14 protein-coding genes are annotated in these 13,780 nt (G+C 68.5%); 5 read left to right on the top strand and 9 right to left on the bottom strand.

Annotation, left to right across the window (positions count from 1 at the left end):
• Positions 1–6 precede the first annotated feature (6 nt).
• The 8 genes from PKE78_RS06520 to PKE78_RS06485 all read right to left on the bottom strand — a co-directional run bounded on the left by PKE78_RS06520 (position 7) and on the right by PKE78_RS06485 (position 7,998).
• Positions 7–984, bottom strand: coding sequence for a type II secretion system F family protein (locus PKE78_RS06520; protein ID WP_271200015.1), 978 nt, complete (start codon positions 982–984; stop codon positions 7–9).
• Between the two features lie 20 nt (positions 985–1,004).
• Positions 1,005–2,480 carry a TadA family conjugal transfer-associated ATPase gene (locus PKE78_RS06515; protein WP_271200014.1) on the bottom strand — a complete coding sequence of 492 codons (1,476 nt, stop codon included), beginning with the start codon at positions 2,478–2,480 and terminating at the stop codon, positions 1,005–1,007.
• A gap of 34 nt (positions 2,481–2,514) precedes the next feature.
• The gene (locus tag PKE78_RS06510; protein ID WP_271200013.1) at positions 2,515–3,789 is read right to left on the bottom strand and encodes a CpaE/TadZ family protein; all 1,275 of its coding nucleotides are present in this window, start codon (positions 3,787–3,789) and stop codon (positions 2,515–2,517) included.
• Positions 3,789–4,523 carry a CpaD family pilus assembly protein gene (locus PKE78_RS06505; protein ID WP_271200012.1) on the bottom strand — a complete coding sequence of 245 codons (735 nt, stop codon included), beginning with the start codon at positions 4,521–4,523 and terminating at the stop codon, positions 3,789–3,791. Before PKE78_RS06505 ends, PKE78_RS06510 begins: the two co-directional genes overlap by 1 nt.
• Before the next feature lie 27 nt (positions 4,524–4,550).
• Entirely contained in the window at positions 4,551–6,005 is a 1,455-nt protein-coding gene (locus PKE78_RS06500) for a type II and III secretion system protein family protein (protein WP_271200011.1), read from the bottom strand.
• Positions 6,006–6,094: 89 nt separating this feature from the next.
• On the bottom strand, positions 6,095–6,880 hold the full coding sequence (cpaB, locus tag PKE78_RS06495) for a Flp pilus assembly protein CpaB (protein WP_271200010.1): 786 nt from the start codon (positions 6,878–6,880) through the stop codon (positions 6,095–6,097).
• A gap of 237 nt (positions 6,881–7,117) precedes the next feature.
• The gene (locus tag PKE78_RS06490) at positions 7,118–7,618 is read right to left on the bottom strand and encodes an A24 family peptidase (RefSeq protein WP_271200009.1); all 501 of its coding nucleotides are present in this window, start codon (positions 7,616–7,618) and stop codon (positions 7,118–7,120) included.
• Between the two features lie 215 nt (positions 7,619–7,833).
• Positions 7,834–7,998 carry a Flp family type IVb pilin gene (locus tag PKE78_RS06485; RefSeq protein WP_271200008.1) on the bottom strand — a complete coding sequence of 55 codons (165 nt, stop codon included), beginning with the start codon at positions 7,996–7,998 and terminating at the stop codon, positions 7,834–7,836.
• Between the two features lie 402 nt (positions 7,999–8,400).
• On the opposite strand from PKE78_RS06485, the gene PKE78_RS06480 reads away from it, so the two are divergent.
• The 4 genes from PKE78_RS06480 (at position 8,401) to PKE78_RS06465 (ending at position 12,030) form a co-directional block, all read left to right on the top strand.
• Entirely contained in the window at positions 8,401–8,817 is a 417-nt protein-coding gene (locus PKE78_RS06480; protein WP_271200007.1) for a pilus assembly protein N-terminal domain-containing protein, read from the top strand.
• A 346-nt stretch (positions 8,818–9,163) separates the two neighbouring features.
• The gene (locus tag PKE78_RS06475) at positions 9,164–10,837 is read left to right on the top strand and encodes a formate--tetrahydrofolate ligase (RefSeq protein WP_271200006.1); all 1,674 of its coding nucleotides are present in this window, start codon (positions 9,164–9,166) and stop codon (positions 10,835–10,837) included.
• A gap of 179 nt (positions 10,838–11,016) precedes the next feature.
• Positions 11,017–11,520 carry a hypothetical protein gene (locus PKE78_RS06470; RefSeq protein WP_271200005.1) on the top strand — a complete coding sequence of 168 codons (504 nt, stop codon included), beginning with the start codon at positions 11,017–11,019 and terminating at the stop codon, positions 11,518–11,520.
• A 27-nt stretch (positions 11,521–11,547) separates the two neighbouring features.
• Positions 11,548–12,030 (top strand): hypothetical protein, encoded by a 483-nt coding sequence (locus PKE78_RS06465; protein WP_271200004.1) that lies wholly within the window; start codon positions 11,548–11,550, stop codon positions 12,028–12,030.
• A 4-nt stretch (positions 12,031–12,034) separates the two neighbouring features.
• Here PKE78_RS06465 and PKE78_RS06460 read toward each other — a convergent pair whose 3' ends face one another.
• Complete coding sequence (locus PKE78_RS06460) at positions 12,035–12,955, bottom strand: DMT family transporter (protein WP_271200003.1); 921 nt, start codon at positions 12,953–12,955, stop codon at positions 12,035–12,037.
• Between the two features lie 156 nt (positions 12,956–13,111).
• Here PKE78_RS06460 and PKE78_RS06455 point away from each other — a divergent pair, with 156 nt between their 5' ends.
• Positions 13,112–13,459, top strand: a complete 348-nt coding sequence (locus PKE78_RS06455) for a hypothetical protein (RefSeq protein ID WP_271200001.1) — start codon at positions 13,112–13,114, stop codon at positions 13,457–13,459.
• The last annotated feature ends 321 nt before the right edge of the window (positions 13,460–13,780 follow it).

Genomic DNA, 13,780 nt, shown 5'->3' with positions numbered 1-13,780 from the left:
TGGTCTTCAGAAATCGAAGTTGATCATCTTCCGCATGATCAGGATGCCCGTGAGCATCAGCATGCCCGAACCGACGAGCATCACCCGGCCCATGTCGGTGGTCCACATCAGGCCCATGTAGTTCGGGTTGAGCACCGCGATGATCATGACGGTGATGATCGGCAGCGAGCCGATGATGGCGGCGGAGGCTTTCGCCTCCATGCTCATCGCCTGGATCTTGGCCTTCATCTTCTTGCGGTCCCGGAGCACGCGCGCGAGATTGCCGAGGGCGTCCGACAGGCTGCCGCCGGATTTCGACTGGATCGCGATGACGATGCCGAAGAAGTTCGCCTCGGGCACGGGCATGCGCTCGTAGAGCTTGCCCACGGCTTCGGCCAAGGGGATGCCGACGGTCTGCGCCTCGACGATGGCGCGGAACTCGCTCTTCACCGGTTCCTGGGTTTCGTTCGCCACGATGCGGATGCAGTCACCGAGCGGCAGGCCCGCCTTCAGGCCGCGCAGGATCACCTCGACGGCGTTTGGAAGCTCGAGCAGGAAGCGGGTGGTGCGGCGCTTCCTGAGGAAGGCGAGAATCCAGCGCGGCAGTCCGAGCCCGCCGACGAAGGCGCCGGCGAGGCCCGCGAGCGGTTCGCCGGTTCCGGCGAGCGCGGCGATCCCGAGCCCGACCCCAAGCGCGAGGCTCAGAAGGTAGAACTGTTTCTTCGTCCAGCTCAGCCCGGCCTGTTCGATGCGCATCTTCAGGCTGGGGCGGTTGATGCGCTTCTGGCGCTCGTCAAGCGCCTTCAGGCTGTCCGCGACCTGACCGCGCCGCAGGCTATCGGCCGCGGCTTCGGTCGCCGCGCGGCGCCGGTCGACGCCGCCGAACGAGCGCTGCCGCTGCTCGACGCGCTTCTCGCCCGACAGGAACGGGTAGACCAGGGCATAGGCCGCTCCGCCCGCCGCGACGGCGGCGAGGAGGATGATCGGCAGGCGCTCCATATCCATCTGTGCGGCCGATCCGTGCGTTAGGCGACGCGGGTGGGGGTGTCGATGTCCATCGCGTCGATCGCGGCGGCGAGACGGTTCTCCTCGCCGAAGTAGCGCGCGCGCTCCCAGAACCGCGGCCGGCCGATGCCGGTGGAGCGGTGCCGGCCGATCAGGCGCTTGTTCGCGTCCTCGCCGAGGATGTCGTAGAGCAGGATGTCCTGCGTGATCACCACGTCGCCTTCCATGCCCATCACCTCGGTCACGTGGGTGATGCGGCGCGACCCGTCGCGCAGACGGGACGCCTGGACGATGACGTCGACCGAAGTGCAGATCATCTCCTTGATCGTCTTGGACGGCAGCGTGAAGCCGCCCATGGTGATCATGGATTCGAGACGCGACAGGGCTTCGCGCGGCGAGTTGGCGTGCAGCGTGCCCATCGAGCCGTCATGGCCGGTGTTCATGGCCTGCAGCAGGTCGAAGGCCTCGGGGCCGCGCACCTCGCCCACGATGATCCGCTCGGGACGCATGCGCAGGCAGTTCTTGACGAGGTCACGCATGGTGACCTGGCCTTCGCCCTCGAGGTTCGGCGGGCGGGTCTCGAGGCGCACCACATGAGGCTGCTGGAGCTGGAGCTCGGCGGCGTCCTCGCAGGTGATGACGCGCTCGTCCTCGTCGATGTAGCGCGTCAGGCAGTTGAGCAGGGTGGTCTTGCCCGAGCCCGTGCCGCCGGAGATCAGGACGTTGCAGCGGACGCGGCCGATGATCTTAAGGACCTCGGCGCCCTCCGGGCTGATCGAGCCGAAGCGCACGAGCTGGTCGAGCGTCAGCTTGTCCTTCTTGAATTTTCGAATGGTGAGCGTCGGGCCGTCGAGCGCGAGCGGCGGCGCGATCACGTTGACGCGCGAGCCGTCCGGAAGGCGCGCGTCGCAGATCGGCGAGCTTTCGTCGACGCGGCGGCCGACCTGGCTGACGATGCGCTGGCAGATGTTCAACAGCTGGGCGTTGTCGCGGAAGCGCACCGCCGTCGTCTGCACCTTGCCGGCGACTTCGATGTAGGTGCGGTCGGCGCCGTTGACCATGATGTCCGCGATGTCGTCGCGGGCGAGCAGCGGCTCCAGCGGACCATAGCCCAGCACGTCGTTGCAGATGTCGTCGAGCAGCTCCTCCTGCTCGGCGATCGACATCACCACGTTACGGATCGCGATGATCTCGTTGACGATGTCGCGGATTTCCTCGCGCGCGCTCTCGGTGTCGAGACGGGCGAGCTGCGCGAGGTCGATCGCCTCGATCAGGGCGCCGAAGATGCGGCTCTTGGTCTGGTAGTACTCTTCGTTGCGGCGGCCGTCGGAAGCGACCGGAGGCGGCACGGCGCTGGGCGACGCCGGGCGCGGCTCGGGCTCCGGCGCAGCGATCGGCGCGACGTTGATCAGCGGCGCGCCGAGGCCCGCCGCGATCGTGTTCCGCGTGAAGCCGGCGGCGCCCGAAGGCGTCGGCGATCCGCGTTTTCCGAACATGCGATCCGCTCCTCTTCCCGCACCGACCGGAAGGTCAGCCGGCCTTCTTCCGGTTCATGCGCGCCATCAGCGGCTCCAGAAACGCGCGCTTGGTCGCGCGCGTTTCCGAACGGCCGGTGAGGCGCTTGGCGAGATCGACGAAGATGTCGTTGATCTTGTTGCTCGGCGCTGTCTCCGCGATCATCTGGCCGTTGTTCGCGGCGGCGCCGAACAGCGCCGGATCGCAGGGGATGATGGCCGCCGCTTCGAGATCCAGCGCCTTGCAGAAGTCGCTCGGCTTGATCTCGGCCCGCTTCGGCATGCCGGCCTGATTGATCACCAGCCGGGCGGCCGCGTCGTTGGGACGGGCGGCCTTGAGCAGGTCGATCAGATTCTTGGCGTTGCGCAGGTTGGCGAGGTCAGGCGAGGCCACGATCACGACCTCGTCGGCCGAGATCAGCGCGCGCTTCGACCATGCGGTCCAGACGTGGGGGACATCGAGCACGCTGCAGGGCACGTTCGAGCGCATGATGTCGAGCAGCGGATCGAACACGTCCTCATGGAAGTCGTACACCCGGTCGAGGGTCGCCGGCGCGGCGAGCAGCGACAGCTGCTCCGTGCACTTGGACAGCAGGCGGTCGACCAGCGCGCCGTCGAGCCGGTCCGGCGCGAACACGATCTCGGCCACGCCCTGCGGCGGGTCTTGATTGAAGTTCAGGCCGGCGGTGCCGAAGGCGAGGTCGAGATCGACCACCACGCTGTCGAGCTTGAGCTGGCGCGCGATCGCCCAGGACACGTTGTGGGCGATCGTCGACGCGCCGACGCCGCCCTTGGCGCCGACGAAGGCGATCGTGCGGCCGACCGGATCGGCGCCCGGGGCGCGGAAAATCTCGGACAGCGAGCGCACGAGATCGACCACGCCGAAGGGCGGGACGAGATAGTCGCTCACGCCCTGCCGCATCAGCTCGCGGTAGAGCAGCACGTCGTTGACCTGGCCGATGACGACCACCTTGGTGCCGGGGTCGCAGACCTCGGCGAGGCGCTGCAACGTGTCGACCAGCCGTTCGCGGTGGGCGTCGCCCTCGATGACCACGACGTTTGGCGTCGGCGCGGCCTTGTAGGCCTCGGTGGCGGCGAGCCCGCCGCCCATCTGGACCTTGACGTGCGCCTTCTCCATGCGGCGGTCGGTCGTGACCTGCTCGATGAGGCGGGCGATCTCCGGCGTCTCGCAGAACGCCTGGATCGACACGCGCGGCAGCGGCGCGATCACCTCCGAGGGAGAGGCGCCGGTTCCGAGGGGCCCGCCGGGCTGATGCGTCAGGCTGGTCATCAGTTCTCCCCCACGTCGCTGAGCTTCGCTTCGTCCTGCTTATAGTCCGTGGTCGTGTCTGCGCCGGCGCGGTGCTTCTCGATCACGGTCTGGCGGCGCGCGGCGTAGACAGGGCTTTCGGCGCGGGGACGTGCGAGGTCTTCCGGATCGGCCACCTGGGCCGCCAGATTCTGCTGCGTCGCGCAGCCGTAGTTCCAGTAGTCGCGATTCTGCGTCGCGCCGTAGGCGTCGCCGCCATGGCCGAGATCGTCCGGCCACAGGCCGCATGGGTGCGGAACCTCGGCCTTGAGCTTGACGTAGCCGAGCTTGATCGGCGCCAGGTGGTCGGGGCCGGAGGCGGCGTAGCGCTGCGTCAGCACCGCGGTGGAAGGCACGCCGGCCGAGGCGAGCGTGGCGCGCAGCGCGGAGGCCGAATAGGCCGACGCCGCGTCGCTGGCGCCGCCCCGCGGGACCATGATGGCGAGCGGGCCGCGGCCGTTCCTGCGCCAGTCGGAGGCGAAGGCGCGGACGTCCTCCTTCTGGCGCGCCGTCAGGCCGTCGCGCCCCGCTCCGACCGGAAGGTCGAGGCGCGCGGCGCCCTCGGTCAGCACGATCGGATGGCGTTGGTCGTAATGCTGGGGGTAGTCGTCGGCGACGATCCGGTCGGCGTGGCAGCCGGCGAGCGCGACGGTCGACGCCGCGGCCAGCAGCACGCCAAGCCTGGCCCGCGTCAGAGAGGTGAGGAAGGACGTCATCGGTGAGAACTCCGGGAGCGCTGAGGCTCAGTCGATGATGAAGCCGCCGCGGCGGTGGCTGACGGTCGAGGGGTCGATCTTGCCGGGAATGCCGTAGAGGCGGTTGAGGCGTCCGAGCAGCAGGACCGACTGGTCGGACGGCTGGGCGAAGCCGTCGTCCGGCGAGGCGAGCTTCGCGGGCGCCGAGGGCTTGGCGAGATACGGGGTCACGAAGATCGCGAGTTCCGTGTCGTTGCGCAGGAAGTCGTTCGAGCGGAACAGCGCGCCGAGGATCGGGAGCTTCATCAGGCCGGGAAGGCCGCCCGCCGCGCGCTTCGTCTGCTGCTGGATCAGCCCGGCCATCACGATCGAGCCGCCCGAGGGAATTTCGACGGTCGAGTCCGCGCGCCGGACCTGCAGGCCCGGGATCACCAGACCGCGGTCGACGATCCCGTTAGAAGGATCGAGCTCGCTCACCTCGGTGCTGACCTTGAGGCTGATGCGGCCCGCGGAGAGAACGACAGGGGTGAAGTTGAGGCTGACGCCGAAATCCTTGAACTCGACGGACCGCGTGCAGCCGCCGTTGTCATTCGCTTCGCAAGGGCCGGGGAAAGGATACTGGCCGCCAGCGAGGAACTTGGCGCTCTCGCCCGAGATCGCGGTGAGGTTGGGCTCGGCGAGCGTCCTGACGACCCCGCCCCGCTCCAGCGCCTGGATGCTGGCCGCGAGCGAGCCGCCGTTGCTAGAGATCGCCCCGGTCAGGAAGTTCGCCGGGCTTGAGTTGTTCGCGCCGTATGGAAACGCCGTCTGTCCGTTGAGGGTGACGCCGCCGATGCTGAAATTGCTGGCCTGGTAGTCGATGCCGAGCTGCTTGATGACGTCGCGCTTCATCTCGACGACCTTGACCTGCAGCATGACCTGGTCCTGGCCTTCGATCTTCAGCGCGTTCACGACCTTCTTTGGGTCGGCCATGTAGCCGCTCGCGATGTCGATCGCGGCCTGGGCCTCCTGCGCCGACCTGACCGAGCCGGTGACGACGACGCCGTCGCCGACGCCCTCCACCCGCACCTTGTCGCCGTTGATGGAGCGGCCGATCGAGGCCCGGATCGAGCCGACGTCGCGGGAGACCGAAACCTCATAGGAGGCGATCTCGCGGCCCTCGGAGTCCAGGAACTTGACGTCGGTCTGGCCTGGGGCCGTGCCGATGAGATAGGCCTTGCGCGCCGTGCGCACCACGGCGTTGGCGACGGCCGGGTCCGCGACGAACACCTCCCTGGCGTCGCGCGGCAGCGTCACGGAATAGGACTTGCCGATGCCGAGGTCGATCTGGCCGGAATCTGTTCCGTCGGCGTAGCCGCCTTGGTCGAGATAGGCCTTGTCGGCGGCGAAGGCCGGAGCAGGCGCCACGAGGGCGATCGCGCAGGTCGCGACCAGGGTCGCCCGAAGCGCGCGGGCGATGCCGCCGGGGCGGCGAATGTCGTCATGGCTGCTGAGTAGGCTCATGGCGGTCGAAGTCCTGGCCGAGGGCCGGTCTGTCCGGCGCGGGGCGGGAAGAGCGAAGGTGGGGAGCGGAAGCCCGAAGCGGCGAGCGGTCACCGGGCGGCTCCCTGGCTGGAGACGCCGAACCGGACGACGGTCACGCGGCCGCGCTTCTCCGCCGGATCGAGCGACGTGTCCGCGGCGTTCGGGCTGGAGTCGATCAGCGAGCGGAGCGCGAGGGCGATCGTGCCGAGCTGCCGGCTGAGGGCGAGCTGCTCGGACTGCGACGGCGTCAGTTCGAGCGTCGCCGTCTTGCCCACGACGACCTTCTGGCCGTCCTTGTCCTCGACCGCCTGGTCGATGGCGAGCACGCGGATGTTCGCGGCGATCGTCTCGGAATAGGTCTCGTCGCGACCGCCCGCGCCTTGGACGCGGCGCGTCAGGATCACGTCGACGCGGTCGTTCGGCAGGATGAAGCCGCCGGCGCCGGTCTCGGGCGAAATCTCGACGGAGATGGCGCGCATGCCGGCGGGCAGGATCGCCGCCATGTAGCCGGAGCCGGAGCCCTTGATCAGCTTGTCGGGACGGATCGGCTCGCCGACGACAAAAGGCGACCGGGCGATCGCGCCGACATTGTCCTGCGCGGCGGTGGGCGCGCCGGACTTGGTCACGAAATGCGGGCTCGCGGCTTCTTCGGGCCAAGCCTGCCAGCGCACGTCCTCGGCGCGGATGACGCCGCCCATCTGGATGTCGGAGGCGGCGACGAGCACCTCGACGGTTTTCAGCGGCGCGGCGTCGGTGACAGCGGGCTCCGGCTCGTCCGATCCCCCGGCGAGCAGCGCGGCCCCGATGCCGGCCACGATCGCAATTCCCAGAACAACGATGCGCGCGGCCTTCATCGAACGGCTCCCCCTTCACGCCCTCGAAGCCGCGTTTCCGCAGTCTTCGAACTTCAGGGACAGTCAAACAGCCATTCGTCAATTCATGGTTAACGATGCGTCTGCGGCTCGTCTTAATCCGCCGTTGTTTTAACTGTTCGCTCGACAACTGTCGCGCGTCGGGACATGGCGGAACTTGATGGAGCGCGTTTCACCGCATCACGGCGCAGGATTGGAAGCCGCGGGGTCCGCTCGCGTTCAGCCGACGAGGGCGAACCACTGCGTCTGCGGCAGCAGCAGCAGCGTGCCGGCCGCGATCGCCACGCCGTAGGGAACGCCCGACGCGGGATGGTGCAGCTTGGCGAGCCAGCCGATCCGCACGAACTGCGCCGGCAGCGGGTACTTGCGGTAGATCATGACGCCGAGGGTCAGCGCGCCGCCGAACAGGGCGAAAAGCACGAGCCATTCGAGCAGCGGAGCGAAGCCGAGCCAGAGCGCAAGCGCCGCCGCGAGCTTGGCGTCGCCGCCGCCGATCCATCCGGGAATGAACAGCGCGATCCCGACGGCGAGCACCGCCGCGGCGGCCGCGAGATGTAGACCAAGATCCTGAAGGCCGAGCCCCGCGAAGGGCGCCGTCGCCGCGAACGCCGCCACGAGCGCCAGCACGAGCCGGTTCGGAATCGTCATGGTGAGAAGGTCGGAGACCGCCGCGACGACGACGAGCGCGGGAAGCACGATGACAACGACGGTTTCGAGCATGGCTTGTTCCCGCTGGACGGGCGTTGTTCGAGAACGCCTGCGGCTATACTGGCCGGCGAAGCGCTAACGAAAGACGAACTCCGTCGCCCCAGAAACGACGAAACCGCCGTCCCCGGCTGACGGAGATCGGCGGCTTTATCGCCCTGCCGGGCGACGGCCGCTTACGCGGCCGCCGCTTGCGGGAGGGAGCCTCGACGCGAACGTCCGCGCTCAGCTCACTTGGTCAGGTTGGTGGCGACCTTCGTGAAGGCGCCCGACAGGTTGGTGCCGACCGTCTGGACGGTCACGATGATGGCGACGGCGATGCCGACCGCGATGAGGCCGTACTCGATGGCGGTGGCGCCGGACTCGTCCTTGGCGAAACGCTTGAGAATGCTCATGAGAGTCTCCTGAACTCTGGAAGGTTGCGACAGCTCCAGTCCCGCGGCCCCTCAGTGTTCGTCGGTGCGCCGGAACGCCCTCTACTTACCGGAGCGCCCATTGCGATTGGGTTAATCGGACCGTTGAAAAAGAACTGATTCAAACTGGAGTGTTTCTCGGTTAAAGTAATATTCCGATCACCAGAATGCTTAACGACAGTTGAATTCGCTCGCGGCATATCGCGGAAACCGCAGACGGCCAAGATGCTTCGTCGCGGCGAAGGGTTGCAGGCGCTTCGGACGTTAGCGGTTCGTTCACCAAACTGCGCTGGAATGGCGTGGATTACCTGCGGGGACCCGACAGCCATGCGCATACACGCTGCAAGAAATTTTCTGCGCGCCGCAGTTGCGGCGACGGCTGCCTTGCTGGCGACGGCGGCGGCCGCGCAGGCGGCCGAGAGCCAGCTCGACGTCACCGTCGACCGCGCGAGCCTGATGCGCGCGCCGGACGGCGTCGCGACCATCGTCATCGGCAACCCGCTGATCGCCGACGCCACGACCCAGCGCAACGGCGTCATCGTCGTGACCGGTAAGAGCTTCGGCAGCACCAACATCGTGCTGCTCGACGCGCGCGGCGAGGTGCTGTCCGAGACGATCGTCAGCGTGGCCCGCGGCCAGAACAACACCGTCATGGTCCAGCGCGGGGCGAAGCGCGAGAGCTTCTCCTGCAACCCTCGCTGCGAGCCGGTGCTCGCCATCGGCGACAACCAGGACACATTCACCACGACCGCGGGCCAGATCAGCCAGCGGCAGGGCATGTCCGTCGGCGTCGGCCAGTAACGTCGTGGCGGCGGGGTGGCTTGGGTCGGCGGAGCGCCGCCGGGGGCCGGCGCGCGCGTCCCGCGCGCGGCTCGCCGTGATCGCCGGGCCGCTGCTTCTCCTGCTGCTCGCCACCTGCGAATCCGCGATCGTCGCCGCAGCCGACCGGCTCGCCGACATCGCGCGCCGCCATGCGGTTCTCGCGGCTCCGGCGCCCTGCGCGGGACCCGCGATTCGCCTCTGTCCCGAGGCATAGACCTTCGTCTGCGGTGCTCGGACACGGTTGCGAAGCCGCGTCCGGCAGGTGAAAAAAGCGACCGGCCGCATCGGCCTCGCCCTTTTTTCTGACGCCTCGGGACACCGCTTCATGCCGACCGACATCGAGATCGCCCGCGCCGCGACGCTCAAGCCGATCACCGAGATCGCCGCCAAGGCCGGCATTCCCGAAGACGCCCTCCACCTCCACGGCAAGCACATCGCCAAGGTCGACGACCGCTTCATCGCGGGCCTTCCGAAGAAGGAGGGCGCGAAGCTGGTGCTCGTGACGGCGATCTCGCCGACGCCGGCGGGCGAAGGCAAGACCACCACGACCGTCGGCCTCGGCGACGCGCTGAACTACATCGGCGAGAAGGCCATCATGTGCCTGCGCGAGCCGTCGCTCGGGCCTGTGTTCGGCGTGAAGGGCGGCGCGGCCGGCGGCGGCAAGGCGCAGGTCATCCCGATGGAGCAGATCAACCTGCATTTCACGGGCGACTTCCACGCCATCACCTCGGCGAACAACCTGCTCGCCGCTCTCGTGGACAACTCGCTCTATTGGGGCAATCCGCTCAACATCGACCCGCGCCGCATCGTGTTCCGGCGCGTGCTTGACATGAATGACCGCACGCTGCGCTCCATCATCTCAGGCGTCGGCGCGCCGACGAACGGCTACACCCGCGAGGCCGGCTTCGACATCACCGTCGCCTCCGAGATCATGGCGATCTTCTGTCTCGCCAACGACCTGCACGACCTCGAGGAGCGCATCAGCCGCATCGTCGTGGCCTACACGCCCGACCGCAAGCCGATCACGGCCAGGGACGTCGATGCGCAGGGCTCGCTCGGCGTGCTGCTGCGCGACGCGCTGCGTCCCAACATGGTGCAGTCGATCGACGGCTCGCCGGTCTTCATCCATGGCGGCCCGTTCGCGAACATCGCCCATGGCTGCAACTCGGTGATCGCGACCACGACGGCGATGAAGCTCGCGGACTGGACCGTGACCGAGGCCGGCTTCGGCGCCGACCTTGGCGCCGAGAAGTTCATGGACATCAAGTGCCGCTTCTCCGGCCTCGCGCCGGACGTCGTGGTGATCGTCGCGACCGTGCGCGCGCTTAAGATGCATGGCGGCATGGCCAAGAACGACCTCAAGACCGAGAACGTCGAGGCGCTGAAGAAGGGCCTCGTCAACCTCGGACGCCACATCGAAAACACCAAGAAGTTCGGCGTGCCGGTGGTGGTCGGCATCAACCACTTCTTCGCCGACACCGAAGCCGAGATCGAGACGCTGCAGAAGGCGGTGCGCGAGGACTTCGGCGTCGAGGCCGTGGTCTGCAAGCATTGGGCGGACGGCGCCGCCGGCGCCGAGGGTCTCGCCCGCGCGGTGGTGAAGATCGCCGGCGAGGAGCCCTCGAATTTCAAGCCGCTCTATTCCGAAGACCTGCCGCTGTTCGAGAAGGTCGAGACGATTGCGAAAGAGATCTACCGCGCCGACAAGGTGACGGCGTCGCCCGCGATCAAGAAGCAGCTCAAGGACTGGGAGGACGCCGGCTACGGCAAGTTCCCGGTCTGCATCGCCAAGACCCAAAGCTCGTTCTCGTCCGATCCGAACGCGATCGGCGCCCCGACCGGGCACACGCTGCCGATCCGCGAGGTCCGGCTCTCGGCCGGCGCGGGCTTCGTGGTGGTGGTCTGCGGCGAGATCATGACCATGCCGGGCCTGCCGAAGGTTCCAGCCTCGGCCAACATCAAGCTGCTGCCCGACGGCACGATCGACGGCATCGCCTGACGCGCCAAGGGGCGGGAGCCCCGCCTCCGTACGCCGTCGGGCGTACGTACTCGTCCGGGATTGAGACAGGACAGGACCGGCTCCACTCTTGGGGCCGGTTCTTTTTTGTGCGCATGGCGTTCGGTTTTCACCTGGACGGGTCCGCGTCGCGGACCGTTCCCGATCACGAGGCCCGCCCCATGACGCGCATCGGGCTTGTCGCGGCGGCCGCGGTCGCCATGGCTTCCACCGTCGCGACGCAGGCGCAGTCCCAGTCCGCGACGACTGTGGTGTGGCAGGGCGAGGCGACGATCCTCACCGTCACGCCCAGTTGCACGTCGAACAAGAACGAACGGCAGACGATCGGCGTCGGCACGGTGCTACGCACGCTGCTGCGGCCCGCGGGGCTGGGGGCCAACGGCACGACCACCCGGATGAGCTTCAATCACGACGGCCAGGCCAACGCGGTCTACATCATGCCGGGCACGCCGGGCGAGGCGTCCGGGACCTACGCGTCGTTCGGGGCGGCGCACAACGGCGTGCTGCTCGCGAACCGCGCCGCCACCTACGCCCGCTTCAGCTCGATCCCGGCGACCATCACCGCCGCCACCGTGTTCATCGAGTACCGGGGCGCGCTCGCGCACTTTCTCGCCATCAACAACTGCACCGTGACGTTCCGCGCGGCCTATTCGCCGCGTCCCTGACGCATCGACACCCGGAGCCTCGCCGCCATGAAGACCGCCGTGCTGGCAGGTTGCGTCGCCGCCGCGTTCGCGACGGGCGCGAACGCCGAGATCATGTATGTCGGCAGCGCCGCGGTGACGGCCGCGAGCACCGCCTGCGGCAACTCGGCGACGGTCGGAGATTACGCGCGGATCACCTATCGCCCGGCCTATCCGGCCTTCGGCAACAGCGGCGACAGCTATCTCGCCTATGTGACGACGCGCGCGAGCTTCGCCATGACCGTTCCCGCCAACACGTTCCGGGCGGGGATCAACTATTCCGGCCAGTCGGTGGGCTCGACGCTCAACGTGGCGAGCCGCGCGGGCGGGATCACCGCGTGGACGCAGGCCCCGGCCACGCCGGCGACGGACACGAGCTCGATCAACGTGACCGCGACGTTCGCGAATTTCTGGACGATTTCGGGCTGCACGGTGTCGCTGCGGTTCAACCTGCTGAGGGTGAAGTCCGGCCCGGACGAGGTTCTCAATTGATCGCTCACGGCGGCGGCGCGGGCCGCGCGGCGCGGGAGGCGACGAACACGCCGAGCAGCACCAGCGGAAAGCCGATCGCGTGAAACGCGGCGGGCCGTTCGCCGAGGAAGGCGATGGCGAGAACGGAACCGAAAACGGGCATGAGGTGGAAGAACGGCCCGGCCCGGTTCGCCCCGATCAGCTCCACGCCGCGGTTGAAGAACAGGTAGGCGAGCGTGGAGGGAAACACCGCGACGTAGGCGATCGCCGCGAAGGTCGTGGCGTCCGCGGTCGGCGCGCGGCCCTGCGCCAGCTCCCAGAGAAAGGCGGGCGTCAGCAGCAGCGCGCCGAGCGCGCTCGTCGCCGCCACGAAGGACAGCCAGTGCATCGCGGGCTTGATCCGGAGCAGGGCGGAATAAAGCGCATACAGGATCATCGCCGAAAGCACCCAGACGTCGCCGGGGTTCAGCCGGAGGTCGGCGAGCGCCGCCGGATCGCCCCGGGTGATGATCACCGCGACGCCGGCGAGCGAGACGGTGACGCCGGCGAACTGGCGCGCGGACAGCGTCTCCCGGAACAGGGCGAAGCCCCACAGCGCGATCAGCAGCGGTCCGGTGGACTGGATCAGCAGCGCGTTGAGGGCCTCCGTGCGCTGCAGACCCCAATAGGCCATCGCGTTGTAGACGCTGACGCCCGTGAAGGAGAGCAGCGTCAGCAGGGGCAGGTTGGCGCGGACCAAGGGCCAGTCGCGCCTCAGGTGCGGCCAGGCGAAGGCGAGCAGGATGCAGGCCGCGCCGCTCCAGCGCATCCAGGCCAGCGCGATCGGCGGAATGTGCCCGGCGACGAACCGGCCCAGCACGATGTTGCCGGCCCAGAACAGCGAGGTGAGGGAGAGCAGGAGGTAAGGCCGCCCGAACAGGGCGCGGCCGATGTCGGTGAAACGCATGACGCTCGCTTCATGGCGAGGATGTGGTGTGGGGCGCGAAGCAGGCGCGGCCGAAAGCAGCATGGACCAGCTCGCACGTCGGGTCCAAGGTCCGCTCACGCATGGCTGTCCCGAAACGGAGCGCCGGCCTGCCCGAACCAGGAGCGCCCAGCGCGCATGACATCCGACATTTTCGACCTCTGGCGGCGCCAGGCGGCGCTCGTCGGCGGGTTCGCCGCCATGGGGCCTTTCGCCGGGTTCGTGGTCGCGACCCGCGTCGCGCGCATGGCCCAGGAGGGCTGTTCGCCCACAGCGGCCGGCGCGGCGGAAGCCCAGCGCATGATGTCGGAGAAGGTCATGGCCGCCTGGGAAGGCGGAATGGCGGCCGGGCGCGTGCTCAGCCGGCTTGGCGTGACGTCTTCGCCGATGGCCGCCGCCGGCGTCATGGTCGCGGCCGGCGAAGCGGCGATGCGCCCCGCCGCGCGCGCCGTGCGGGCCAACGCGCGGCGGCTCTCCAAGCCGTAAGGCTCCGGTTCCCGCATCGCGCAGAGGACGATGGCGGAGCGCTCCCAAAGTCGTGTAGCCTGTCGGCGGGAGCGGTCCGTGAAGGCCGTTCCGCAGGCAAGGGGAACACATGGCTCGGCTCGCGCCGGCGCGTTCGACGACAGGCGTAACCTGCGAAACGGCGACGTTCCGGCCCGCCGGCCGTCGCGGGGCGAACGTCGCCGCGCGCTTGACAGGCCCTGAGGCAGACGGGATATCTCGGCTGCGCCCCCTTCGACCGTCACGTTTCCGTCACGCGCGTCCGACCATGTGGCGCCCGGCCGAGGTTTCGCGATTCGGTCG

This window comes from Methylopila turkensis (genome assembly GCF_027922325.1).
GTDB classification, from domain to species: Bacteria; Pseudomonadota; Alphaproteobacteria; order Rhizobiales; family Methylopilaceae; genus Methylopila; species Methylopila turkensis.
Note: the sequence above shows the minus strand (reverse complement) of the source record. Positions and strands in the feature narration are given on the sequence as shown.